This is a genomic window from Citrobacter sp. Colony219 (genome assembly GCF_019382635.1).
Classification (GTDB): domain Bacteria; phylum Pseudomonadota; class Gammaproteobacteria; order Enterobacterales; family Enterobacteriaceae; genus Citrobacter; species Citrobacter youngae.
The window spans coordinates 1,908,358-1,932,171 of record NZ_CP080033.1; the positions used below are offsets into that span (position 1 = coordinate 1,908,358).

The window sequence follows — 23,814 nt, forward strand, 5'->3', positions numbered from 1 at the left end:
CACGCCGCCGTAGCCTTGTGGTCATACCGTACAACTGACAATAAGGCGCAAATATGCCCTATCTTTTACTCAGTCTGGCTGCCTGTTTTTGGGGCGGCAACTATGTGGTCGGCCATATATTGGTTGCCGAAGTTAATCCCATCGTTTTATCAGCAGCACGCTGGGTATTTACCGCATTGCTATTGATGGCGCTTTATTTCCGACAGATCGCCATGCAGTGGCCAGCGATGAGAAAATCCTTTGGTACTATCGTCTTCCTCGCGCTTTGTGGTCAGGTTCTTTTCCCCTTAACGTTATATATCGGCCTGCAATATACAACCTCGCTCAATGCCGCGATTTATATGTCCACCACACCGGCACTCGTTTTGTTAATCAATAAGTTCTTTTTTAAAGAGCGGATCTCTGCGCGAAATATAGCAGGTGTGCTCCTGAGTACCGTTGGTGTTATCTGGCTGGTGTCGCAAGGCGGGTTGATGCACGCACAGGTATTGGAACATCTCAATCGGGGCGATGTCTGGACCATGGGGTCAGCGCTGAGTTGGGCTGTTTATTGTGCCTTTCTACGCGTTAAACCGTGTGAGGTGAAGGGAAACGCATTTGTTGCCGTGAGCGCGTTGTTAGGTGCGATTGTACTTATTCCGGTACTGGCTCTGGCGTTGATACGCAATGGTATGCCGGGCTGGAATAGCTATGCAAATACAGGTGTTATTACTGGGCTGGCATACCTTGTTATTTTTCCTTCCTGGCTGTCATATCTGTTATGGAACAAAGGGATTAGCGCCATTGGCGCAACGCGCGGAGAGATCTATTCACACTTGATTCCACTGAGTGGCGGATTATTTAGCGTGATGTTTATGCACGTCACTCTGCATTCATATCATCTGGTGAGCGCGTTGGTTATTATGTGTGGCATAGCATTGTGTTCCCGCACGAGTGCAAAAAAAAGCTCGCAGCAGCGCACGGCGTGAAAGAGCGGGTAAATTAGCTTACGGTTGCGCCCCCGGTAATATTTACCACCGTAGCGGTCATTGCTCCGGCATGGTCTGAAGCCAGAAAGGCTGTAACCTCAGCGATTTGTGCAAGCGTAGGCAGGCGTCCGAGCATGGTGCCTTGCGCCGCGCCCGCTAACCATTGATCGACGGTTAAACCCATTGATTGCGCTTTAGCGGTGAAAATCTCCCCGGTATAGGAACCGGCCGCTACCGCGTCCACAATCGCATGTGAGCGCACGCCGACGACTCGAACATTTGCCGGCCCCAGTTCGCTGGCTAGCGCTTTAATAAAAGCCTCTGTTCCCGCACAGCCGACGATGTGCCCCAAATGCCCAGGCATTGCCATCGGGGCCGCGGGCGCGACAACGGTGAGAATGACGCCCGCTCGATTGCCGCCCATGTGTGGCGTTACGGATTTTGCGATATTGAACTGTGCCGAGAGGAAAGGAGTGATACCGCTCATAAACTCAGAGAGGGCTAATGCCTCGATGCGCTTGCCCTGTTCATGCATAAAGCCGGTCGCGTTAACCACCACATCAATTCCACCGATTCGCTGTACCAGGCGGGTAACTTGTGTTGAGGTGTCGTGCTCGTCGAGCACATCGGTGATAAACGTATCGACAGTGCCACCCGCCATTCGCAGGCGACTGGCTGCCCAATCAAGCTTTTCCTGACGGCGTGCGCCCAGGTACACATGGGCACCTTCGCGCGCCATGGTCTGCGCAACCGCACTACCAATAGCCCCGCTGCCGCCGAAGATCACCGCGACTTTGTCAGTAAGTAACATAGCAACTCCCGTTACCTTTAAGCACTGAGTAAAAGTATGTTCCATAACCAGCATGCTGCAAATTTTGGGCGGAATTTCGGGGGAGGAGGGCGGGAGTTAAAATCCAGGCAACAAAAAACCCATCAACCTTGAACCAAAACGGCGGGGTTGATGGGCTCCACAAATTGGGGACATCAAAGAAAAGCAGTGGCAATAGTTATGACTGACGCCTTTAAGAAAAGTTCTGCTTACCTGCAAAAAATTTTCATTAAAAGCAAAAAACAGCTCTAACCGATGCCAGGCCAGATGATGACGATGAGTGTCCCCGCCAGCGTCAACAGAACGTTAGCAATCGCATATGTGCCCGCATAGCCTAAAGCAGGAATGTTGCTGCGCGCGGTATCGCTGATGATTTCCATTGCTGGCGCACAGGTACGCGCCCCCATCATCGCCCCGAACAGCAGGGCCCGGTTCATGCGCAATACATAAGCTCCAAACAAGAAACAGATGATCACTGGAACCAGGCTGACAATCAGGCCCGAAATCAGCATCTGGCCACCCACTGCGCCGAGGCCATTACCAATGCCGCTACCTGCGCTTAAACCGACACCAGCCATAAAGACCATCAGGCCAAACTCTTTGACCATGTTCAGCGCACCTTGAGGAATGTAGCCAAACGTTGGATGGTTAGCACGCAGAAAGCCCAGCATGATCCCGGCGAACAACAGTCCAGCCGCATTTCCAATGCCAAAGCTGAAATTACTGAACTGGAAAGTGATCATCCCGATCATCAGGCCGATGATAAAGAATGCGCAGAAAGCAAGCAGATCGGTGACCTGGCTGTGAATGGAAATAAAGCCGATACGATCGGCAATGGTTTTCACACGGCGCGCATCGCCACTGACCTGTAATACATCGCCTTTATTAAGTACGACGTTGTCGTCAATGGGCATTTCGATCTGGCTGCGGATCACGCGGTTCAGGAAGCAGCCATGGTCAGTCAGCTTCAACTGGGCCAGACGACGACCTACGGCATTGTGGTTTTTCACCACAATCTCTTCGGTGACGATACGCATATCGAGCAGATCGCGATCGAACACCTCTTTACCGTTACGGAAGCTGGGGTCGAGGCGAGCATGTGCATCCGGATAGCCCACTAAGGCAATTTCATCGCCCATTTGCAGCACTGCATCACCGTCCGGGTTGGCCAGAATACCGTTGCGGCGGATACGTTCAATATAACAACCGGTCTGGCGGTAGATGCCCAGCTCGCGCAGATTTTTCCCGTCAGCCCATGCAACCAGCTCTGGGCCGACACGGTAGGCGCGGATCACCGGTAGATAAACCTTACGGTTGGCGTCAGTGTCCAGCCCGCGCTCACGCGCAATTTGTTGGGCGCTGGTTTGCAGATCCTGATGCTGCAGTTTTGGCAGATAGCGCGCACCCACAATCAGACTGACCAACCCAATTAAATAGGTGAGGGCGTAACCCAGACTCAGGTTATCAAGGGCGGTGGATAGCTGTGTACCTTCCATCCCTGAATGGCGCAACGTATCGCCCGCGCCGACCAGAACGGGCGTAGACGTCATTGAACCAGCCAACATGCCTGCCGTCAGGCCAATATCCCAGCCAAATAGCTTACCCAGTCCCAGGGCGATCAGCAGCGCGCTACCGACCATCACCAGTGCAAGCATCAGGTAATTTTTCCCATCCCGAAAAAAAATCGAAAAAAAGTTGGGACCGGCTTCCACCCCGACACAAAAAATAAACAGCATAAAGCCAAGATTTAATGCGTCAGTGTTAATACTAAAGTGCTGCTGACCTAATAATAGGGAGACCACTAAAACGCCAATGGAATTACCGAGTTGGACTGAACCCAGGCGTAATTTACCCAGACACAGGCCCAGAGCCAGGACCACAAATAATAACAGGATGTAATTCCCATTTAACAAATCTGCGACGTTTATATTCACGGAGGCTAACTTCTTGTTTACTAGTAAGCTATTGAAAGAAATGGCAATTTACGCTAATGTTTTTGCCAGAAATTAAGGGGCGACAGCATCGTACACAGCCCCAAATAATGCAGCACGACAATATATGCGGCTAGTTTAATCTCATTACGTATCAACGGCTATAAGAATCGTGTGGGTGTGTTTTTGGCATGGAATGCCGAGTAACTTTATCTGACTGGACGCCTGCGGGCGAAAAGAGTGTTCGATAGAGAAGATGTCAGGAGGAACGATTGAAACATAAGCAAAGTTGGGCGGGTGCGATCTGCTGCTTTGTGCTCTTTATTGTAGTGTGTCTTTCATTAACGCTGAATATGAAAGGCGCATTTAGAGCGGCTGGGCATCCTGAGGTCGGGTTATTGTTTTTTATACTGCCTGGCGCTGTGGCAAGCTTTTTCTCCCACCGTCGCGAGGTGCTCAAACCCCTTCTTGGTGCAATACTGGCAGCGCCGTGCTGCTTGTTACTGATGCGGTTCGTTTTTATGCCGACGCGTTCGCTGTGGCAAGAGCTGGCATGGCTGTTCAGTGCAGTGTTTTGGTGTGCGCTTGGGGCATTGTGTTTTTTATTTATCAGTAGCTTATTCAACCAGCGTCAGCGGCGGAAAAAAAACTGATTACGCCCTCCAGCGGAGGGCGTAGAAACAGCTATCAGGCGAACAGATTCATATTCTCTTTTGCCCACGCTTCAAAATCCGTGCAGCCGCCGATGTGTTGTTGATCAACGAAAATCTGCGGAACGGTCTCAACTGGCTTTCCTACCGTTTTTTCCAGATCTGCTTTAGTAATACCTTCGGCATGGATATCAATGTAGCGGAAGTTAAAATCGTCATGCTCATTGCTTAATTTTTCTGCTAATTCTTTTGCGCGCACGCAATACGGGCACCCTGGGCGACCAAAAATAACGGCAAACATCTCTATCTCCTCGAACTTATCAGGCCGGATGGCGAATGTTGTTATGATGCCGCGATTTGTGACGGATGGAAAGCAGGTTCAGCCTGTTGCTTTGATATCCTTAGTCTATGCCTTCGTTTTTCAATCCGCATTTTTGTTAAACATGGGCTGTCGGAACGTTTTACACTAAGCGCCATTTATCGGGAGGCACCTATGCGCACAGTGGGCGTGTTACCCAAAAGCGTATTGATTCTGGAAATCATCGGGATGGTTTTGTTATCGCTGGCGCTGCTGTCGCTTGACGATTATCTCACCTTACCCGCACCGCTGAACGGGCCATTGGCCTGTGTGGTAATGATATTTCTGGGTGTACTGTTAATGCTTCCCGCCGCGGTGGTGTTGATGTTGCGCATTGCGCAACTGTTGGCACCGCAGCTGATGTCGCGTGCTCCCGACGCTTCTTCCCATTCAGCCAGAGAAAAAAAAGATGACGCCAACCATTGATTTACTTCGCAGCCACCGTTCCATTCGCCATTTCACCGATGAAAGTATTTCGGACGCACAGCGTGAGGCGATCATTGCTGCCGCTCAAGGGACATCAAGTTCAAGTTTTTTGCAGTGCACGACGATAATTCGTATTACCGATCAAAGTCTGCGGGAGTCCCTGGTGACCTTATCCGGCGGACAAAAACATGTCGCACAGGCCGCCGAGTTCTGGGTTTTTTGCGCCGATTTTAATCGCCATTTGCAGATTTGCCCCGATGCGCAACTGGGGCTGGCTGAGCAACTGTTGCTTGGCGTGGTTGATACGGCGATGATGGCGCAAAATGCGCTGACAGCGGCTGAATCGCTGGGACTTGGCGGTGTGTTCATTGGCGGTCTGCGCAACAATATTGAGCCGGTAACGGAATTACTGACGCTGCCGAAGCATGTTTTGCCACTGTTTGGTCTGTGTCTCGGCTGGCCTGCGGATAACCCGGACATCAAGCCCCGGCTGCCAGCAACACTGGTGGTGCATGAAAACCATTACCAGCCGCTCGATCAGGATATTTTGTCGCAATATGATGAACAGCTTGCGCAATACTATCTGACCCGTGGCAGCAACACGCGTCGCGATACCTGGAGCGATCACATTCGCCGCACCATCATTAAAGAAAGCCGTCCCTTTATCCTGGAATATTTACATAAACAGGGGTGGGCGACGCGCTAAAGCGTTTAACCCGGTGTATGATACGCCAGCTTTTACCAGGTCTTTTAGAGAGGTGCAGGGTGAAAATTGCCATTTTGTCCCGGGATGGAACGCTCTATTCTTGCAAACGCCTGCGTGAAGCAGCGATGCAACGCGGTCACCTGGTAGAAATTATCGATCCCCTTTCTTGCTATATGAACATTAGCCCGGCAGCGTCTTCTATCCATTATAAAGGCCGCCAGCTTCCCCATTTTGACGCGGTCATTCCAAGAATTGGCTCAGCCATTACCTTCTACGGTACGGCGGCATTACGTCAGTTTGAGATGCTGGGTAGCTATCCGCTGAATGAGTCAGTAGCGATTACCCGCGCACGCGATAAGCTGCGCTCGTTACAACTGTTGGCGCGACAGGGAATTGACCTGCCCATTACCGGAATAGCCCACTCGCCGGATGATACCAGCGATATGATTGATATGGTCGGCGGTGCGCCGCTGGTGGTGAAGCTGGTGGAGGGGACTCAAGGGATCGGTGTGGTATTGGCCGAAACGCGCCAGGCCGCAGAGAGCGTAGTGGATGCATTTCGTGGTCTGAATGCCCATATTCTGGTCCAGGAATATATCGAAGAGGCGAAGGGGCGAGATATTCGCTGTTTCGTTGTGGGTGATGAGGTGGTCGCGGCTATTGAGCGGCGGGCCAAAGAGGGCGATTTTCGTTCTAATTTGCATCGCGGCGGAGTTGCCACGATTGCCAATATCACGCTGCAGGAAAGGGACATTGCGCTTAAAGCCGCCCGTACGATGGGGCTTGATGTTGCTGGTGTCGATATTCTGCGTGCAGAACGCGGACCGCTGGTTATGGAGGTCAACGCCTCTCCAGGGCTGGAAGGCGTGGAGAAAACCACAGGGATAGATATTGCTGCGCGAATGATCCAGTGGATCGAGCGTCATGCTACTCCTGAATTTTGTCTTAAAATCGGCGGCTAAACGCAATATCGATAGCGATCGTGGTATGACACGGTCTTTTTGCGTAAGCTGTGCCGGTAATTTTTTCATCAATAGAGGTCGCACATTATTATGACATCACTGGTCGTTCCCACTCTGGATACGTTGCGTCAATGGCTCGACGACCTGGGCATGAGTTTTTTTGAATGTGATACCTGTCAGGCGTTGCATCTACCGCACATGCAGAACTTCGATGGCATTTTTGATGCAAAAATTGATCTGGTGGATAACGTCATTCTATTTTCCGCGATGGCGGAAGTCAGACCTTCAGCGCTGCTGCCGCTGGCCGCCGATCTATCCGCTATCAATGCCAGCTCACTGACGGTAAAAGCCTTTCTGGATATGCAGGATGATAATCTGCCAAAACTGGTGGTTTGCCAGTCTTTATCCGTGATGCCGGGTGTGACGTTTGAACAGTTTGAATGTTTTGTGCGTCAGAGCGAAGAACAGATATCGATGGTGATCCTTGAAGCCGGGGCACATCAATTGTTGTTTAATGCCGAAGAAGACGGGCAAAACGGCAATGCAGAGGTTCATTTCCTCCATTAATCGTTCCTGATTTTGGGTATTTATAGCGCAGCCGCTGCCAGAGCGGTTGCGTATTTCACGTTTTTATTCTGCATTTAACCTTTTCTTAAAGAATTATTCACTTCGGTTCCGCCCCTTCCGCTTTACGTCATAGACAAAAACTGCATAAAAAATTGATAAAAGACGTTTTTTTATCTGGGCTATATCCTCGAATCCTGGCTAAAGTTATTCTTGCAAGGCTTGTAAACGCCACCGTTCAATTTGCCTATTATGAGCTATCTGTAGCTGTATGCATGTTGAATAAGTCAGCGGATATCAGCGAGCAATAGCGGCGGGGAGAGAGACCTCTCTTTCATTGATGCCGCATGAAATAATATGCACGTTTCTTGCATATCATTAGAGTGTGACTTTTTTGTTCGTTTGTTAACGAACTTTCAGAAGGAAAGAGATTATGACCGCCTTAAATAAAAAATGGTTATCAGGCCTGGTTGCAGGTGCTCTGATGGCCATCTCTGCTGGCACGCTCGCTGCTGAACAAAAAACACTGCATATTTATAACTGGTCTGACTATATTGCTCCGGACACGGTGGCTAATTTTGAGAAAGAGACCGGTATTAAAGTCATTTATGATGTATTTGACTCCAATGAGGTGTTGGAAGGTAAGCTCATGGCTGGCAGCACCGGTTTTGACCTCGTTGTCCCGTCAGCCAGTTTCCTCGAACGGCAACTGACCGCGGGCGTTTTCCAGCCCCTGGACAAGAGCAAACTGCCAGGCTGGAAAAACCTTGATCCTGAACTGCTGAAACTGGTGGGTAAACACGATCCAGACAATAAGTTTGCTATGCCGTATATGTGGGCAACCACCGGTATTGGCTACAACGTAGATAAAGTTAAAGCGGTGCTGGGTGCGGATGCGCCGGTTAACAGCTGGGATTTGATCCTCAAACCGGAGAATCTGGAAAAACTCAAAAGCTGCGGTGTCTCTTTCCTCGATGCGCCTGAAGAAGTGTTTGCTACTGTGCTGAACTATTTGGGTAAAGATCCAAACAGTACCAAAGCGGATGATTACACCGGGCCGGCAACCGATTTGTTGTTGAAACTGCGTCCGAATATCCGTTATTTCCACTCCTCGCAATACATTAACGATCTGGCAAATGGAGATACCTGTGTAGCGATTGGCTGGGCAGGGGATGTATGGCAGGCGGCAAACCGTGCGAAAGAAGCGAAAAATGGCGTCAATATCTCCTTCTCGATTCCCAAAGAGGGGGCGATGGCGTTCTTTGATGTGTTCGCGATGCCTGCAGATGCGAAAAACAAAGACGAAGCCTACCAGTTCCTTAATTACCTGCTGCGCCCTGATGTGATTGCGCATATTTCCGACCACGTGTTCTACGCCAATGCGAACAAAGAAGCGACGGCTCTGGTTAGCCCGGAAGTTCGTGATAACCCGGGTATCTATCCGCCAGCGGACGTACGCGCCAAACTGTTCACACTGAAAGTACAGGATCCGAAGATCGATCGTGTACGCACCCGTGCCTGGACGAAGGTGAAAAGCGGGAAATAACCCGATGTTCGGGACATGACCCGGCGGTGCTTGTGCCTGCCGGGGATGTCGCGATCCCGAACACATAAAACCCGGCAATACGCACCAATAAGGTGCGTTATTTGCACTGTTTCTTTATTTATGCCGGAGAGCACTTGAGTGAATGATGCAACCCCACGCCCACAAGCGAAAATCCGCAAGGCGCTGACCCCGCTGCTTGAAATTCGCAACCTGACGAAGTCATTTGACGGTCAGCACGCCGTCGATGACGTCAATCTCACTATCTACAAAGGCGAAATATTTGCCCTGCTGGGTGCGTCCGGTTGTGGTAAATCAACCCTGTTGCGCATGCTGGCGGGGTTTGAACTGCCGACTACCGGGCAAATCATGCTGGACGGTGTCGATCTGGCGCACGTTCCACCTTATCTGCGCCCAATTAATATGATGTTTCAGTCCTACGCTCTGTTTCCACATATGACGGTGGAACAGAATATTGCCTTTGGACTCAAGCAGGACAAGCTGCCGAAAGCGGAAATCGCCAGCCGGGTGAATGAGATGCTCGGACTGGTGCACATGCAGGAGTTCGCCAAACGTAAGCCGCATCAGCTTTCAGGCGGTCAACGTCAACGCGTGGCACTGGCCCGGAGCCTGGCCAAACGCCCTAAGCTGCTGTTACTGGATGAACCGATGGGCGCTTTGGATAAAAAACTGCGCGACCGCATGCAGCTGGAAGTGGTTGATATTCTTGAGCGTGTAGGGGTGACCTGCGTGATGGTGACGCACGACCAGGAAGAAGCCATGACCATGGCGGGTCGTATAGCCATCATGAACCGCGGGAAATTTGTGCAGATTGGCGAGCCGGAAGAGATCTACGAGCACCCGACCACCCGCTACAGCGCTGAATTTATCGGTTCGGTAAACGTTTTTGAGGGGCTGCTAAAGGAGCGTCAGGAGGACGGTTTGGTGATTGATTCTCCGGGGCTGGTACATCCGCTAAAAGTGGATGCTGATACTTCCATCGTCGATAACGTACCGGTGTATGTCGCGCTTCGTCCGGAAAAAATCATGCTCTGTGATGCCCCTCCGCCGGATGGCTATAACTTTGCGGTGGGTGAAGTGGTGCACATTGCCTACCTGGGTGATTTGTCTGTGTATCACGTGCGTTTAAAAAGCGGCCAGATGTTGAGTGCCCAGCTGCAAAACGAACATCGCTATCGCAAGGGGCTACCGACCTGGGGTGACGAGGTACGTTTGTGTTGGGATGCGGACAGCTGTGTGGTGTTGACGGTTTAAGGAGTAAAGATGAGTACACTTGAACCTCCGGCACGTGCCGAAAAAGCGAGCCGTTTCACGCTGTATATGTCGCAGTTGCAAATGAAACATGGTCGCAAGCTGGTGATCGCGTTGCCGTATGTGTGGCTGGTTCTCTTGTTTTTATTGCCGTTTCTGATTGTCTTCAAGATTAGCCTGTCAGAAATGGCACGGGCGATACCGCCGTACACTGACCTTGTGGCATGGGCCGATGGTCAGCTATCTATTACGCTCAATTTAGGTAACTTCCTGCAGTTGACGGATGACCCGCTCTATTTCGATGCTTACCTGCAGTCTTTGCAGGTAGCGGGGATTTCGACGATCTGCTGTCTGTTGTTGGGGTATCCACTAGCGTGGGCGGTGGCGCACAGCAAACCCTCGACGCGCAATATTTTGCTGTTGCTGGTGATTCTGCCTTCCTGGACCTCTTTCTTGATTCGCGTGTACGCCTGGATGGGGATCCTGAAAAATAACGGGGTGCTGAACAACTTTCTGATGTGGCTGGGCGTTATCGATCAGCCATTGACGATCCTGCATACCAACCTGGCGGTTTATATTGGCATTGTTTATGCCTATTTGCCCTTTATGGTGCTGCCGATTTATACCGCACTGACGCGCATTGACTATTCGCTGGTGGAAGCTGCGCTGGATTTAGGTGCCCGACCATTAAAAACCTTCTTTAGCGTGATCGTGCCGTTGACCAAAGGCGGGATTATCGCTGGCTCAATGCTGGTGTTTATCCCGGCGGTAGGGGAATTTGTTATTCCGGAACTGCTTGGGGGGCCGGACAGCATTATGATCGGCCGCGTACTATGGCAGGAGTTTTTCAATAACCGTGACTGGCCGGTGGCGTCTGCGGTTGCCATCATCATGTTGCTGTTACTGATTGTGCCAATCATGTGGTTCCATAAGTATCAGCAGAAAAGCGTGGGGGAACACGGATGAATAACTTACCGGTTGTCCGCTCGCCGTGGCGGATCTTTATCCTGGTCGTGGGGTTTACGTTTCTGTACGCCCCCATGCTGATGTTAGTTATCTATTCGTTTAACAGCTCCAAGCTGGTGACGGTGTGGGCGGGGTGGTCAACACGCTGGTACGGTGAACTTTTCCACGATACTGCAATGATGAGTGCCGTCGGCATGAGTTTAACGATTGCTGCCTGTGCTGCGACGATGGCGGCGATCCTCGGCACCATAGCTGCCGTGGTGATGGTGCGTTTTGGCCGTTTTCGTGGTTCGAATGGTTTCGCCTTTATGATCACCGCGCCGCTGGTTATGCCGGATGTCATTACCGGTTTGTCGCTGCTGCTCCTGTTTGTGGCGCTGGCGCACGCCATTGGCTGGCCAGCGGATCGCGGTATGTTGACCATCTGGCTGGCGCACGTCACCTTCTGTACGGCGTATGTAGCGGTGGTGATTTCCTCGCGTTTGCGCGAACTGGATCACTCCATTGAGGAAGCGGCGATGGATCTTGGCGCGACGCCGCTGAAGGTCTTTTTCGTCATTACGCTGCCGATGATTATGCCGGCGGTCATTTCCGGTTGGTTACTGGCCTTTACGCTATCGCTGGATGATTTGGTTATCGCTAGCTTTGTCTCTGGTCCTGGGGCCACAACGTTACCGATGTTGGTGTTCTCCAGCGTACGTATGGGGGTTAACCCGGAGATCAACGCACTGGCGACGCTGATCCTTGGCGTGGTAGGAATTATCGGATTTATCGCGTGGTATCTGATGGCGCGAACAGAAAAACAACGGATACGCGATATCCAACGTGCAAGACGCGGCTGAAAAAACTAAAATCTGCCAATCTGTCTATACGGCGCAGCTGTGGTGGTTGCGCCGTTTTCATGGAAGACGACGCGTTGGGATTTTTTAAGAAATCATCCACATCACATGCCCGCTTAAACGTCCCTGCTTTGGTGCAGGTGGCGGCGCTGGCTATCATTATGATCCGCTGTCTCGATCTGTTGATGATTTTTAATACGCTTGGGTTTCGTGGAACCAGTGAGTTTATTCATCGCAGTGTGCAGACCTGGAATTTGACGCTGGTATTTCTGGGCAGTCTGGTGCTGCTGTTTATCGAAATTTTCTGCGCATTTTCGCTGGTCAAAGGACGGAGCTGGGCCCGCTGGATCTATCTGCTGACCCAGATTATCGCCAGCGTCTATCTGTGGGCAGCTTCGCTGGGCTACGGATATCCGGAACTGTTCAGTATTGCGGGGGAGTCCAGACGCGAAATCCTGCATACGCTGGTGATGCAAAAATTGCCGGATATGCTGGTGTTGCTACTGCTTTTTGTTCCTGCGTCCAGCAGGCGGTTCTTCCGCTTGCAATAACGTGTATAATTTTGGCCCCCGGTTAATTTGTAGGTTTTTGTATGCAGTGCGCACTTTATGACGCCGAACGCTGTCGCTCCTGTCAGTGGATAGCACAGCCTGTCGCCGATCAACTCTTCGCCAAAACAGCCGATTTGCAAAATCTGCTGGCCGATTATCCGGTCGTAGAATGGTGCGCGCCGGTCAGCGGCCCGGAAAGCGCTTTTCGTAATAAAGCTAAAATGGTGGTTAGCGGCAGCGTGGAGAAACCGCTGTTGGGCATGCTGCATCGTGACGGTACGCCGGAGGATTTGTGCGACTGCCCGCTTTATCCTGAGTCTTTTGCGCCCGTGTTTGCCACACTCAAACCGTTTATCGCCCGCGCGGGGCTGACGCCCTATAACGTGGCGCGTAAACGCGGGGAGCTGAAGTATCTGCTGTTAACGGAAAGCCAGTTTGATGGCAGTATAATGCTGCGTTTTGTCCTGCGTTCCGACGCGAAACTGGCACAGCTGCGCGCGGCGCTGCCCTGGCTGCAGGCACAACTCCCACAGTTAAAAGTAATCACTGCCAATATTCAGCCGGTGCATATGGCGATTATGGAAGGGGAGACAGAAATCTTCCTGACGGAACATCAGGCGCTGGCGGAACGCTTTAACGATGTACCGTTGTGGATCCGCCCGCAGAGTTTCTTCCAGACTAACCCGGTGGTGGCAGGGCAGTTGTATGCCACGGCGCGCGACTGGGTGCGTCAGCTTCCGGTTAATCACATGTGGGATCTGTTTTGCGGCGTTGGGGGGTTTGGTCTGCACTGTGCTACACCGCAAATGAAACTGACGGGGATTGAAATCGCGCCAGAGGCGATTACCTGCGCGAAACAGTCTGCGCAGGAGCTTGGGTTGCAGAATCTGCATTTTCAGGCGTTGGATTCAACTCAGTTTGCTACCGCTCAGGGCGAAGTTCCGGATCTGGTGCTGGTGAATCCGCCGCGTCGCGGGATTGGGAAACCGCTATGCGATTTTCTTTCCCGCATGGCACCGCGTTTTATTGTTTATTCCAGCTGTAATGCGCAAACCATGGCGAAGGATATTCGTGAGTTGCCTGGCTATCGCATTGAACGCGTTCAGCTTTTCGATATGTTCCCGCACACCTCGCATTATGAAGTGTTAACGCTACTCAGCCGACAATAACTGCTATGCCTGATGGCGCGCAGCTTATCAGGCCTACAAGTTGTTCGTCATTCGTAGGCCGGATAAGGTGCTTGCACCGCATCCGGCAAATGCAATATGCGAAAAAAAAGCCCGTACTTGCGTACGAGCTCTTTCTCGAATATGGCGGTGAGGCGGGGATTCGAACCCCGGATACGTTGCCGTATACACACTTTCCAGGCGTGCTCCTTCAGCCACTCGGACACCTCACCATATTGTATTGCTGCCTGACCACATGGGGGGCAACGGGGCGCTACTATAGGGAGTTGCGCTAAAACGGTCAAGCAGAATTTACATGTTCATATTCGTTTGGTCACGCAATGTACATATTCCCCCACCCGGACAGGCGTGGGGGAGAGGATTAGCGCTGAGAGTCCAGTTTTTCACCGTTGGTGACGACTTCCTGGGCTTTGCTGTAGCTCTCAATCAGCAACTGATATGCCGGGAATACTTTCGTGTACACTTCTGCCCACTCTGCTGCATCTTCACGGTTCCATGTTCCCTGCAGTTCAGAAGCAACGGCGGCGGTATCCATCGGAACTACGCCAGCCTGAACGACACGTGCCAGGGTAATTTCCTGCGCCATTTTGCTGTAAGTACCGGAAGCGTCGATCACTGCGAAAACTTTGTAGCCTTCCGCAACCGCGCTGATGGCTGGGAAAGCCATGCAAACACTGGTGATGGTACCGGCGATAATCAGCGTCTTACGACCTGTTGCTTTGACCGCTTTCACGAAGTCTTCGTTATCCCAGGCGTTGATTTCGCCTTTACGCGCCACGTATTGAGCATGAGGCGCATTGGCGTGGATCTCAGGGATCAACGGGCCGTTCGGTCCCTGCGGTACTGATGCGGTGGTAATCACCGGCATCTTCGCCAGGGAGGCCATTTTAGCCAGCGCGGCAGCACGTGCTCGCAGTTCTGGCATTGGCATATCGCCTACGGTTTGGAAAAGTCCGCTCTGGTGATCGATAAGCAGCATAACGGAATCATTTACATCAATGACCGGGCGTGAACCATTAAAGTTTGCAGGGCTGGACATAGTATTCTCCTTTGATTCAGATTTGGCCAAAGCGGCCGGAGTTAAAATCGCGTACGGCTTCTGCGATCTCTTGTTTCGTGTTCATGACAAACGGACCGTAACCCACAATCGGCTCATTCAACGGTTCGCCTGACAACAGCAATACGCTGGCATCGCTACTGGCTTCAATATGCAATGTTTTACCCTGCTGGCTTAACACCACCAGCTGTGCCTCGCTGACGGGCGTGGTGCCGTTTACGGTGATGTTGCCTTTCAGTACGACCAGCGCGGTGCTCCATCCTTCCGGCTGAGACAGCGTGAACTGATGATTACGCTGCAGACGCATATCCCAGACATTCAGCGGCGAGAAGGTATGTGCCGGACCTTTTGTCTCCTGATAGCTGCCCGCAATGACACGGAGAGTGCCGGCGTCATCTGGCAGCGCGACAGTAGGGATAACATCACTACTAATGCCCTGATATCCGGGTACGGCCATTTTGTCTTTCGCTGGTAGGTTGACCCAAAGTTGCACCATTTCCAGCTCGCCACCCTTCCGGGTAAATTCCGGAGAATGGAATTCTTCGTGTAAAATGCCTGCACCTGCAGTCATCCATTGCACGTCGCCTGGGCCGATAATCCCACCGCGACCGGTTGAGTCACGATGTTCAACTTCACCGCTGTAAACGATGGTCACCGTTTCGAAACCACGGTGAGGGTGTTCGCCCACGCCACGTTTTTCATTACCTGGGGTGAAAGTATGTGGCCCGGCGTAATCCAGCAGCAGGAACGGACTTAATTGTTCAGCGTGAGACTGGTAAGAGAACATCGAGCGAACCGGGAATCCATCGCCAACCCAGTGTGGGCGAGGTGCGGTGTAGACGCCTGTTACTTGTTTCATATGTGTCTCCTCAGTGGCGTTATCTTGATGTGAATAAGCTTATATTCATGACAGAGAACTGAGTAGTAGCTAAAATAGCCTTCACAGTCTCATAAATAGGACAATAAGATGACTAAGCCGGATCTCAATGATTTCGCGTGGTTTGTTCACGTAGTTGAAGAAGGAGGATTCGCTGCGGCCGGTCGGGCGCTCGATGAACCGAAATCAAAGCTGAGCCGCCGAATTGCACAACTGGAGGAGAGGCTGGGGGTGCGATTGATTCAGCGAACCACCCGGCAGTTTAATGTTACTGAAGTTGGGCAAACGTTCTACGAACACTGTAAGGCAATGCTGGTGGAAGCGCAGGCAGCGCAGGATGCCATTGCTGCGCTACAGGTTGAACCGCGTGGAATTGTGAAGCTGACGTGCCCGGTTACGTTGCTGCACGTGCATATCGGACCCATGCTTGCCCGTTTTATGGCGCGTTACCCTGATGTATCTGTGCAACTCGAGGCCACGAACCGCCGTGTTGACGTCGTTGGAGAAGGTCTGGACGTGGCGATTCGTGTCAGGCCTCGACCATTTGAAGATAGCGACCTGGTGATGCGGGTGCTGGCGGACAGGGGGCATCGTTTGTATGCCAGTCCGCAGCTAATCGAGAAAATGGGCGCGCTACATTCTCCGGCTGAATTGACTCGCTGGCCGGGGCTGAGCCTGGCCTCGGGTAAACATGTGCATCGTTGGGAGCTATTTGGCCCGCAGGAAGCTCGTGCGGAGGTACATTTCACGCCACGAATGATCACCACCGATATGCTGGCGCTACGTGAAGCTGCCGTTGCCGGTGTGGGAGTTGTGCAACTTCCGCAGTTGATGGTAAAAGATCAATTAGCCGCAGGCGAGCTGGTGGCATTACTCGACGGTTGGGAACCAAAGCGAGAGATCATTCACGCGGTTTTTCCATCGCGCAGGGGGTTATTGCCGTCGGTTCGTGCATTGGTGGATTTCCTCACGGAAGAATATGCACGAATGATCGAGGATTAAATACGTAATATCAGTCCACAAAAAAGGCCGGTTAAACCGACCTTTTATTATCTGGACGCCATTCGGGCGTTAAAACAATCAGCGACTACGGAAGACAATGCGGCCTTTGCTCAGGTCGTACGGGGTTAGTTCAACAGTCACTTTGTCGCCCGTCAGGATGCGGATATAGTTTTTACGCATTTTACCGGAGATGTGTGCAGTAACCACGTGACCGTTTTCTAACTCTACGCGGAACATGGTATTAGGTAACGTATCGAGAACGGTACCCTGCATTTCAATATTGTCTTCTTTGGCCATCTAATCCTCTGGGGTATCACTACCGTAATTTGAACCGGCAAGATAATGCCGAAGTTCTTTTAATAAGTAAAGATTTGTGCGTTTAAAACGCAGCAAATCGGGTTTGGCGCATTACTCTAACCGCACACAACAAAGCCGCACTAAAAGCGCAACGTGTAAGGGAACGATGAGATAAACGATAGGCGTTGCCTGACGCGAACTGTTCCTTAACGGCGGCGGGGTAATGGGCTAAACCGACTCTGCGGCACCAATTATAACACCCCGACAAAAAATGTGCCGAAAACATTCACTCCTGAGGCGAAAATAACGTCCTGGGCACCCAGAAGTGGCTCGGTAGGCGCTGCTGGCGTAGCCTGCTTAAATGTTCAAGGTAGTCCCTGCGCGGAGTCTCAATGGCTCCCAGCGACGCGGTATGGGTATTTAACACCTGACAATCAATTAATTTTCCGCCCTGACGGATAAATTCAGCGCAAAAAACAAGCAGTGCGGTTTTGGAGGCATTTTCCCGGCGACTGAACATCGATTCACCGCAGAAAAGAGTACCTTGCGCAACGCCGTACATCCCGCCGACTAATTCATTTTGCCGCCATACTTCAATAGAGTGCGCATGTCCAAGTTCATGCAGCCGATGATAGGCATCCACGACATCATGCGTTATCCAGGTGCCTTCTTCCCGGTCGTTTGCACATCCTTCAATGACCTGACCAAACGCGTAATTGAGCGTCACGCGATAAGGCGAATTTTTATGAAAGCGCTTCATGCTGCGACTTATGTGAAATTTATCAGGCCAGAGAATGGCGCGTGGGTCGGGCGACCACCAGAGGATAGGGTCGCCAGGAGAAAACCACGGGAAAATACCGCGCTGGTAGGCCATTAGCAGGCGGGCAGGGCTGAGATCGCCCCCCAGCGCCAACAAACCGTTAGGCTCGCGTAAAGCGCCTTCCGGTGAGGGGAAGGCGATAGAATGGCGGGACAGTTGCACCAGGCGCATGACAGCAAAACTCCACTACGCGAGTTGGATCGTTCAATAATAGCTTACAGACGTTGCTTAAACTGGTAATAACGCCCATGCCTGGCTAACAGATCTGCGTGATTACCTTGCTCAATTATGCGTCCGTTGTCCATCACTATTATTTGATTAAATCGCGACAGTCCGCGCAGGCGATGTGTGACCATGAGTACGGTTTTATTGCGCATCACATCGTTAATCAATTCAAGCATTTGGCTTTCCGTTGTCGCATCCAGACCTTCAGTAGGTTCATCCAGAAGCATCAGCGGCGCATCGTGCAGCAAAGCTCGTGCGATAGCCAAACGGCGTAGCTCTCCGCCTGAAAGCTGACGACCGCCTTCACCCAGCCAGGCATTGAGACCATCACCTTCAAGCAGTTTTTCCAGACCGACACGACACAGCATCCCGGATAACGCTTCATCGCTGGCGTGTGGCGCAGCCAGCAGCAGGTTATCGCGCAATGTCGCACTGAACAGATGCACTCGCTGTGGTACGACGCTGATGCATTGGCGCAATGCGGCTTCGTTCAGCGTTGAAATCGGACGATCGTTAATCAGGATTTCGCCGTGTTGTGGATCCCATGCACGGGTCAATAATTGCAGTAACGTTGATTTCCCACAGCCTGTCCGACCCAGAATCGCAATGTGTTCACCAGGTTTAGCGAGCAAAGAAAGGGTGTCCAGAGCTTTTTGTGTTTGCCCTGGATAGCTGAAAGACACCTCACGCAATGTCAGAGTAATCTGTTGCGAAACGGTAGCTTCCGTATCCGGGAAGGTGACTTCTGGTTGTTGTTCTGTCAGTTCGGTAATACGTAGTGCTGAAGCAATCACCTGGCCGAGATGCTGAAATGCGCCGGTAACAGGGGCCAGCGCTTCGAAAGCAGCCAGCGCGCAGAACACAAACAACGCTATCAGTGCGCCTGGTTGAGTGTTTCCGCCTACGCCACCTGAAGCCATCCATAACATCATCACCACAGCCAGAGCGCCAATCAGCAGCATGACAGCCTGAGATAAGGCCGTTAATTCGGACTGACGACGCTGGGCTTCATGCCATTGTAGCTCGGTGGCTTCCATTTGAGCGCGGTAGCGTTCACTGGCGCCAAAAATGGTCAGCTCAGCCTGACCCTGTAACCAGGAGGTCAACTGCTGGCGATATTGCCCGCGCAGATGCGTCAGGTTCTGCCCGGTGCTTTTACCCGCCTGGTAAAACAACGGAGGCAAGATAAACAGAGTCAGCAGCATAATACCGCCAAGGGTGATGGCGAGCGTGAGATCGAGAACGCTCAACCCTAGCGTGACTACTACAATAACGACAAACGCGCCAACCAGCGGGGAGAGCACGCGTAAATAGAGATGATCGAGCGTGTCGACATCCGCCACAACGCGGTTGAGCAGTTCGCCCTGGCCGTATCGGGCGAGCCCGGCAGGGGAGAGCGGCAGCAATTTGCTGAAGGTGTAAATACGCAGATGCTGCAATACACGAAACGTCGCGTCGTGACTGACCAGTCGTTCGAAATAACGACCTGCGGTTCGGGTAATTGCCGCCCCGCGAACGCCAGCCGCCGGAAGCATGTAGTTAAAACTGTAAATCCCGGTGACACCGACAACGGCCGAAGCAGACAGGAACCAGCCTGAAAGTGTCAGTAAACCAATGCTTGCCAATAATGTAACGATCGCCAGAACGATCCCCAGTGTTAACATCCATTTATGACGTTTATACAGCGTCAGATAGGGTAGCAAAGCGCGCATTTAGATGTCCTCCTGACGGTGAGCCAGTAATGTCGCAAAAGCCCCGCTGGCTGCGCTAAGTTGCGCGTAGGTACCTTGTTCGACAATCTGACCGTCTTGCATGACCCAGATAGCGTCCCAGTCGGCAAGATCTTCCAACTGGTGAGTAACCATCAGCGTGGTCTGGCGGCGCGATGCCGCATTCAACGCCTGCATCACACGTTGTTCGCTGTGAGCATCAAGACTGGCTGCGGGTTCGTCGAGCAGCAGTAACTGACACGGGTTGAGTAAGGCACGGGCAACGGCAACACGCTGCGCTTGCCCGACAGAAAGTCGGCCTGCCTGGTCGCCCACAGGGGTATCCACACCCTGAGGAAGCAGCGGTAAAAACTCACTGACCCAGGCGCTATCAAGCGCGGCCTGTAGCTGTTCTTCGCTGGCATCAGGGCATGCCAGCAGCACATTTTCGCGCAATGTAGCAGCCGGAAGCTGCGGGTTTTGCCCGACCCATGAGAGTTGTTTACGCCAGGCATCAGGCGACAAGTCACGAAGTTCAAAGCCATTAATACGCAATGAGCCCTGATACGAGAGAAAACCGGACAGGACATTCAGCAACGAGCTCTTACCGGAACCACTACGCCCAACCAGCACCGCGCGCTGGCCTGCGGGTAGGGAGAAGTTAAGCGGACCAGCCAGGACTTTGCCTTCGGGTGAGGTGATGATCAGATCTTCGGCTTCAATTGAAACCGCGTCTTTGGTTGCCAGCTCAATATCGCCACGCTCAGGATGCGCGAGCGGGGTTTCCATGAATGTTTTCAGGCTGTCGGCAGCGCCTACCGCTTGCGCCTTGGCATGGTAAAACGTCCCCAGATCGCGCAGCGGCTGGAAAAATTCCGGTGCCAGAATCAGCGCCAGGAAACCTGCCGCCAGCGTGACGCCGGTTCCGTAGTGGCCGAAATCAAGCTCGCCGAGATAAGAAAAACCGAAGTACACGGCTACCAGTGCAATAGAGAGCGAAGTGAAAAACTCCAGCACGCCCGAAGACAGGAATGCAAGGCGAAGCACTTCCATCGTGCGCTGACGGAAATCCTGCGATGCAGCCCGGATGCTTTCCGTCTCCGCTTCGCCGCGACCAAAAATTCTCAGTGTTTCCATGCCGCGCAAGCGATCGAGGAAATGACCGCTGAGTCGGGCAAGTGCCTGAAAGTTACGCCGGTTGGCATCGGCAGCGCCCATACCGACCATTGCCATAAACAGAGGGATCAGTGGTGCGGTTCCCAGCAGGATAAGGGCTGCAACCCAGTTTGACGGGAAAACGGCAGCCACAATCAATAGCGGGACGCATACCGCAAGCGCCATTTGCGGCAAATAACGCGCATAGTAGTCATGCATATCGTCAATCTGTTCCAGAATCAGCGTGGCCCAGCTTCCGGCAGGCTTCCCCTGTATCCATGCTGGCCCCGCCTGTTGCAGACGGTCCAGAACCTGGCGACGAATCTCAAAACGAATATGTTGACCCGCGTGAAACCCTATTCGCTCACGTAACCAGACAACCCACGCCCGCAGGATAAAAATCAAGACCAGCACGACGAAAGGGAACAGCAGCGCTTCACGGGGAATATTTTCCATGATCATGTGCTGCAGAATCCGAGCCATGAGCCAGGCCTGAGCGACAATTAACAGGCCACTCACGAACCCCAACAGGCGTGAAATATTCAGCCAGCGTTGAGAAATGACACTTTGCTGTTTTAACCAGCGGGTAAGCTCTTTTTGACGGGTTTTATTCATTGCACGCTTAGCAGGTGAGTTATTGGAATTTTTGGGCAGGACAATGTTACAACGGGGCAAAAATAAAGGCGACTTATAGTCGCCTTTTTTACTTTTGTTACTGATTTGTAAAACTATTTGCAGGCGTCCGCCAAACCGTCGAGATAACGTTCAGCGTCAAGGGCGGCCATACAACCTGTGCCAGCTGAGGTAATCGCCTGACGATAAATATGGTCCATCACGTCACCGGCAGCGAACACACCAGGAATACTGGTTTGTGTCGCATTGCCGTGAATACCGGACTGAACTTTGATATAGCCGTTTTCCAGTTCAAGTTGACCATCGAAAATAGCCGTGTTCGGGCTGTGGCCGATGGCGACAAACAATCCGGCGACGTCGAGAGATTCAACGTTGTCAGTATTTTGCGTATCGCGCAGACGCAATCCGGTTACACCCATTTGATCGCCAGTCACTTCTTCCAGTGTGCGATGCGTGTGCAGCACGATGTTGCCGTTTTCAACTTTATCCATCAAACGTTTGATGAGGATTTTCTCAGCACGGAAACTGTCGCGGCGGTGAATCAAGTGAACTTCGGAGGCGATATTCGCCAGGTACAACGCTTCTTCCACAGCGGTGTTGCCGCCGCCGATCACCGCAACTTTTTGGTTACGATAGAAGAAACCGTCGCAGGTTGCGCAGGCGGAGACGCCGCGGCCTTTAAAGGCTTCTTCTGAAGGTAAGCCCAGATAGCGTGCTGAAGCACCAGTGGCGATGATCAGTGCGTCACAGGTGTACTCGCCACTGTCTCCGGTGAGACGGAAAGGGCGGTGTTGCAGATCTACCTTGCTGATGTGATCGAAGATGATCTCCGTTTCAAATTTCGTTGCGTGCTCGTGCATGCGCTCCATCAGCAGCGGGCCAGTGAGATCGTTTGGATCGCCAGGCCAGTTCTCCACTTCTGTTGTCGTGGTCAACTGACCACCTTTTTCCATACCGGTAATCAGCACCGGCTGCAGGTTTGCACGCGCAGCGTAGACGGCGGCGGTATAGCCCGCAGGGCCTGAACCCAGAATAAGAAGTTTACTGTGTTTGGTCGTGCCCATGAGATCCCCATAGTTGTTGGTAGGCAATGGGCAGGATTGTAGGGAATTTGCAGTCGTAAAAAAAGAGTATGGCGATTTTGTTAACAATATGTGTAATAGCGGAAACCGATGATGGGCAAAATTGAGGGTAATGCGCCTCTCTAATTTATTCGAGTTGGGGGGCCCGCGTGAAGCCAACGCACAGGTGACGTGAACTATGACGGAGATATAATGATTTCTACTTAAAATCGGTCAGTTATAAGGTGATAAAATGACGATTTTCCATCACTCCCAATGAATAACTGGCATGTTGTACTAAAAATCGATGTTTTGCTTTGACAATCACCTGCTGTTTTGCGAAAACATTCAAGGAAGAAAAAAACTGTGTCATGTATATGCTGCATAATCATGCATGTAGATACCATGTTTACCGGGTTAGTGAAATCTACGCATGGTGTGGACAGATGCCATTCGTGATGTCGATAGCCGCCGACAGGCAACGGTCTTCTCACCATAAACCCAGGCATTGCGCACCGTAAATCCCTCTGGGTTGCGGTTTATTGTGATGGGTAGCGACTCTGAACAGTGATGTTAATAGAGTCAGGCAGGAGTAGGGAAGGAATACAGAGAGACAATAATAATGGTAGATAGTAAGAAGCGCCCTGGCAAAGATCTCGACCGTATCGATCGTAACATTCTTAATGAGCTGCAAAAGGATGGGCGTATTTCTAACGTCGAGCTTTCAAAACGAGTGGGACTTTCTCCAACGCCCTGCCTTGAGCGTGTGCGTCGGTTGGAAAGACAGGGTTTTATTCAGGGCTATACAGCGCTGTTGAACCCGCATTATCTGGATGCATCACTTCTGGTTTTTGTTGAGATTACTCTGAATCGTGGCGCCCCGGATGTGTTTGAGCAATTTAACTCTGCAGTACAAAAACTTGAAGAAATTCAAGAGTGTCATTTGGTTTCCGGTGATTTCGACTATCTGCTGAAAACACGCGTACCGGATATGTCGGCATACCGTAAGCTGCTGGGGGAAACCCTGCTGCGTCTGCCTGGCGTGAATGACACACGTACTTACGTGGTAATGGAAGAAGTCAAACAGAGCAATCGTCTGGTAATTAAGACGCGCTAACACGGAACAGGTGCAAAATCGACGCAGTTTGATTACACTCCTGTTAATCCATACAGCAACAGTGCCGGGGTAACCCGGTGCTGTTGTCCGTTTTAGCATCGGGCAGGAA

At 51.8% G+C, this 23,814-nt stretch carries 24 protein-coding genes, 1 tRNA gene and 2 pseudogenes; 14 read left to right on the forward strand and 13 right to left on the reverse strand.

Translation table 11 applies throughout. The features are described from left to right. Window positions 1-53: 53 nt before the first annotated feature. Entirely contained in the window at window positions 54-968 is a 915-nt protein-coding gene (locus JTI85_RS08330) for a DMT family transporter (RefSeq protein ID WP_101741835.1), read from the forward strand. A gap of 13 nt (window positions 969-981) precedes the next feature. On the opposite strand, the gene JTI85_RS08335 is transcribed toward JTI85_RS08330, so the two are convergent. Further along, the gene (locus JTI85_RS08335) at window positions 982-1,779 is read right to left on the reverse strand and encodes an SDR family NAD(P)-dependent oxidoreductase (RefSeq protein ID WP_219352419.1); all 798 of its coding nucleotides are present in this window, start codon (window positions 1,777-1,779) and stop codon (window positions 982-984) included. A gap of 266 nt (window positions 1,780-2,045) precedes the next feature. Continuing rightward, window positions 2,046-3,731, reverse strand: a complete 1,686-nt coding sequence (locus JTI85_RS08340) for an aspartate:alanine antiporter (RefSeq protein ID WP_040233921.1) — start codon at window positions 3,729-3,731, stop codon at window positions 2,046-2,048. A 269-nt stretch (window positions 3,732-4,000) separates the two neighbouring features. On the opposite strand from JTI85_RS08340, the gene JTI85_RS08345 reads away from it, so the two are divergent. Then, window positions 4,001-4,381 carry an inner membrane protein YbjM gene (locus tag JTI85_RS08345; RefSeq protein ID WP_040233923.1) on the forward strand — a complete coding sequence of 127 codons (381 nt, stop codon included), beginning with the start codon at window positions 4,001-4,003 and terminating at the stop codon, window positions 4,379-4,381. A gap of 34 nt (window positions 4,382-4,415) precedes the next feature. On the opposite strand, the gene JTI85_RS08350 is transcribed toward JTI85_RS08345, so the two are convergent. Further along, the gene (locus JTI85_RS08350; RefSeq protein WP_005123606.1) at window positions 4,416-4,679 is read right to left on the reverse strand and encodes a GrxA family glutaredoxin; all 264 of its coding nucleotides are present in this window, start codon (window positions 4,677-4,679) and stop codon (window positions 4,416-4,418) included. A gap of 192 nt (window positions 4,680-4,871) precedes the next feature. Between JTI85_RS08350 and JTI85_RS08355 the strand changes: the two genes are divergently transcribed. The 10 genes from JTI85_RS08355 to rlmC all read left to right on the forward strand — a co-directional run bounded on the left by JTI85_RS08355 (window position 4,872) and on the right by rlmC (window position 13,734). Further along, window positions 4,872-5,162 (forward strand): DUF1418 family protein, encoded by a 291-nt coding sequence (locus JTI85_RS08355; RefSeq protein ID WP_172741449.1) that lies wholly within the window; start codon window positions 4,872-4,874, stop codon window positions 5,160-5,162. After that, window positions 5,146-5,868 carry a nitroreductase NfsA gene (gene nfsA / locus JTI85_RS08360; protein WP_115643653.1) on the forward strand — a complete coding sequence of 241 codons (723 nt, stop codon included), beginning with the start codon at window positions 5,146-5,148 and terminating at the stop codon, window positions 5,866-5,868. The genes JTI85_RS08355 and nfsA overlap by 17 nt, the downstream gene beginning before the upstream one ends. Window positions 5,869-5,927: 59 nt before the next feature. Continuing rightward, window positions 5,928-6,830, forward strand: coding sequence for a 30S ribosomal protein S6--L-glutamate ligase (gene rimK, locus JTI85_RS08365; protein WP_048212157.1), 903 nt, complete (start codon window positions 5,928-5,930; stop codon window positions 6,828-6,830). Window positions 6,831-6,920: 90 nt separating this feature from the next. Then, window positions 6,921-7,397 (forward strand): YbjN domain-containing protein, encoded by a 477-nt coding sequence (locus JTI85_RS08370; RefSeq protein WP_005123602.1) that lies wholly within the window; start codon window positions 6,921-6,923, stop codon window positions 7,395-7,397. Between the two features lie 430 nt (window positions 7,398-7,827). Continuing rightward, on the forward strand, window positions 7,828-8,940 hold the full coding sequence (gene potF, locus JTI85_RS08375) for a spermidine/putrescine ABC transporter substrate-binding protein PotF (protein WP_048212156.1): 1,113 nt from the start codon (window positions 7,828-7,830) through the stop codon (window positions 8,938-8,940). A gap of 138 nt (window positions 8,941-9,078) precedes the next feature. Continuing rightward, a complete protein-coding gene (gene potG, locus JTI85_RS08380; RefSeq protein ID WP_061067606.1) occupies window positions 9,079-10,212 on the forward strand; it encodes a putrescine ABC transporter ATP-binding subunit PotG in 1,134 nt (377 codons plus the stop codon). A gap of 9 nt (window positions 10,213-10,221) precedes the next feature. Beyond that, entirely contained in the window at window positions 10,222-11,175 is a 954-nt protein-coding gene (gene potH, locus JTI85_RS08385; RefSeq protein WP_005123598.1) for a putrescine ABC transporter permease PotH, read from the forward strand. Beyond that, complete coding sequence (gene potI, locus JTI85_RS08390) at window positions 11,172-12,017, forward strand: putrescine ABC transporter permease PotI (protein WP_048212155.1); 846 nt, start codon at window positions 11,172-11,174, stop codon at window positions 12,015-12,017. The genes potH and potI overlap by 4 nt, the downstream gene beginning before the upstream one ends. 59 nt (window positions 12,018-12,076) lie before the next feature. Continuing rightward, window positions 12,077-12,565 (forward strand): YbjO family protein, encoded by a 489-nt coding sequence (locus JTI85_RS08395; RefSeq protein WP_048212154.1) that lies wholly within the window; start codon window positions 12,077-12,079, stop codon window positions 12,563-12,565. Between the two features lie 41 nt (window positions 12,566-12,606). Next, on the forward strand, window positions 12,607-13,734 hold the full coding sequence (gene rlmC, locus JTI85_RS08400; RefSeq protein WP_219352420.1) for a 23S rRNA (uracil(747)-C(5))-methyltransferase RlmC: 1,128 nt from the start codon (window positions 12,607-12,609) through the stop codon (window positions 13,732-13,734). A gap of 142 nt (window positions 13,735-13,876) precedes the next feature. On the opposite strand, the gene JTI85_RS08405 is transcribed toward rlmC, so the two are convergent. From JTI85_RS08405 to JTI85_RS08415, 3 genes are all read right to left on the reverse strand, one after another. Beyond that, window positions 13,877-13,964: transfer RNA gene (locus tag JTI85_RS08405), tRNA-Ser, on the reverse strand. 149 nt (window positions 13,965-14,113) lie between these two features. Next, window positions 14,114-14,791: an isochorismatase family protein gene (locus JTI85_RS08410; protein ID WP_061067608.1), complete on the reverse strand. Its 678-nt coding sequence runs from the start codon at window positions 14,789-14,791 to the stop codon at window positions 14,114-14,116. Window positions 14,792-14,807: 16 nt separating this feature from the next. Further along, window positions 14,808-15,668 carry a pirin family protein gene (locus tag JTI85_RS08415; protein WP_061067609.1) on the reverse strand — a complete coding sequence of 287 codons (861 nt, stop codon included), beginning with the start codon at window positions 15,666-15,668 and terminating at the stop codon, window positions 14,808-14,810. A 108-nt stretch (window positions 15,669-15,776) separates the two neighbouring features. On the opposite strand from JTI85_RS08415, the gene JTI85_RS08420 reads away from it, so the two are divergent. Further along, on the forward strand, window positions 15,777-16,688 hold the full coding sequence (locus JTI85_RS08420) for a LysR family transcriptional regulator (protein ID WP_048212151.1): 912 nt from the start codon (window positions 15,777-15,779) through the stop codon (window positions 16,686-16,688). Between the two features lie 78 nt (window positions 16,689-16,766). Here the strand turns inward: JTI85_RS08420 and infA are convergent, their stop codons facing one another. The 7 genes and pseudogenes from infA to trxB all read right to left on the reverse strand — a co-directional run bounded on the left by infA (window position 16,767) and on the right by trxB (window position 22,591). Continuing rightward, window positions 16,767-16,985 carry a translation initiation factor IF-1 gene (infA, locus tag JTI85_RS08425; RefSeq protein ID WP_002211347.1) on the reverse strand — a complete coding sequence of 73 codons (219 nt, stop codon included), beginning with the start codon at window positions 16,983-16,985 and terminating at the stop codon, window positions 16,767-16,769. Next, a pseudogene (locus JTI85_RS21355) lies at window positions 16,913-17,089 on the reverse strand (hypothetical protein); the annotation flags it as partial. The pseudogene JTI85_RS21355 and the gene infA, both read right to left, overlap by 73 nt. Before the next feature lie 40 nt (window positions 17,090-17,129). Beyond that, window positions 17,130-17,271, reverse strand: a pseudogene (locus JTI85_RS21745) (hypothetical protein); the annotation flags it as partial. After that, window positions 17,272-17,976, reverse strand: a complete 705-nt coding sequence (aat, locus tag JTI85_RS08430) for a leucyl/phenylalanyl-tRNA--protein transferase (protein ID WP_219352422.1) — start codon at window positions 17,974-17,976, stop codon at window positions 17,272-17,274. It lies immediately after the preceding pseudogene. 44 nt (window positions 17,977-18,020) lie between these two features. Continuing rightward, window positions 18,021-19,742 carry a cysteine/glutathione ABC transporter ATP-binding protein/permease CydC gene (cydC, locus tag JTI85_RS08435; RefSeq protein WP_219352424.1) on the reverse strand — a complete coding sequence of 574 codons (1,722 nt, stop codon included), beginning with the start codon at window positions 19,740-19,742 and terminating at the stop codon, window positions 18,021-18,023. After that, on the reverse strand, window positions 19,743-21,509 hold the full coding sequence (gene cydD, locus JTI85_RS08440) for a cysteine/glutathione ABC transporter permease/ATP-binding protein CydD (protein ID WP_048212148.1): 1,767 nt from the start codon (window positions 21,507-21,509) through the stop codon (window positions 19,743-19,745). A 113-nt stretch (window positions 21,510-21,622) separates the two neighbouring features. Next, complete coding sequence (gene trxB, locus JTI85_RS08445) at window positions 21,623-22,591, reverse strand: thioredoxin-disulfide reductase (protein WP_137345638.1); 969 nt, start codon at window positions 22,589-22,591, stop codon at window positions 21,623-21,625. A 619-nt stretch (window positions 22,592-23,210) separates the two neighbouring features. Between trxB and lrp the strand changes: the two genes are divergently transcribed. Continuing rightward, the gene (lrp, locus tag JTI85_RS08450) at window positions 23,211-23,705 is read left to right on the forward strand and encodes a leucine-responsive transcriptional regulator Lrp (protein ID WP_002439523.1); all 495 of its coding nucleotides are present in this window, start codon (window positions 23,211-23,213) and stop codon (window positions 23,703-23,705) included. The last annotated feature ends 109 nt before the right edge of the window (window positions 23,706-23,814 follow it).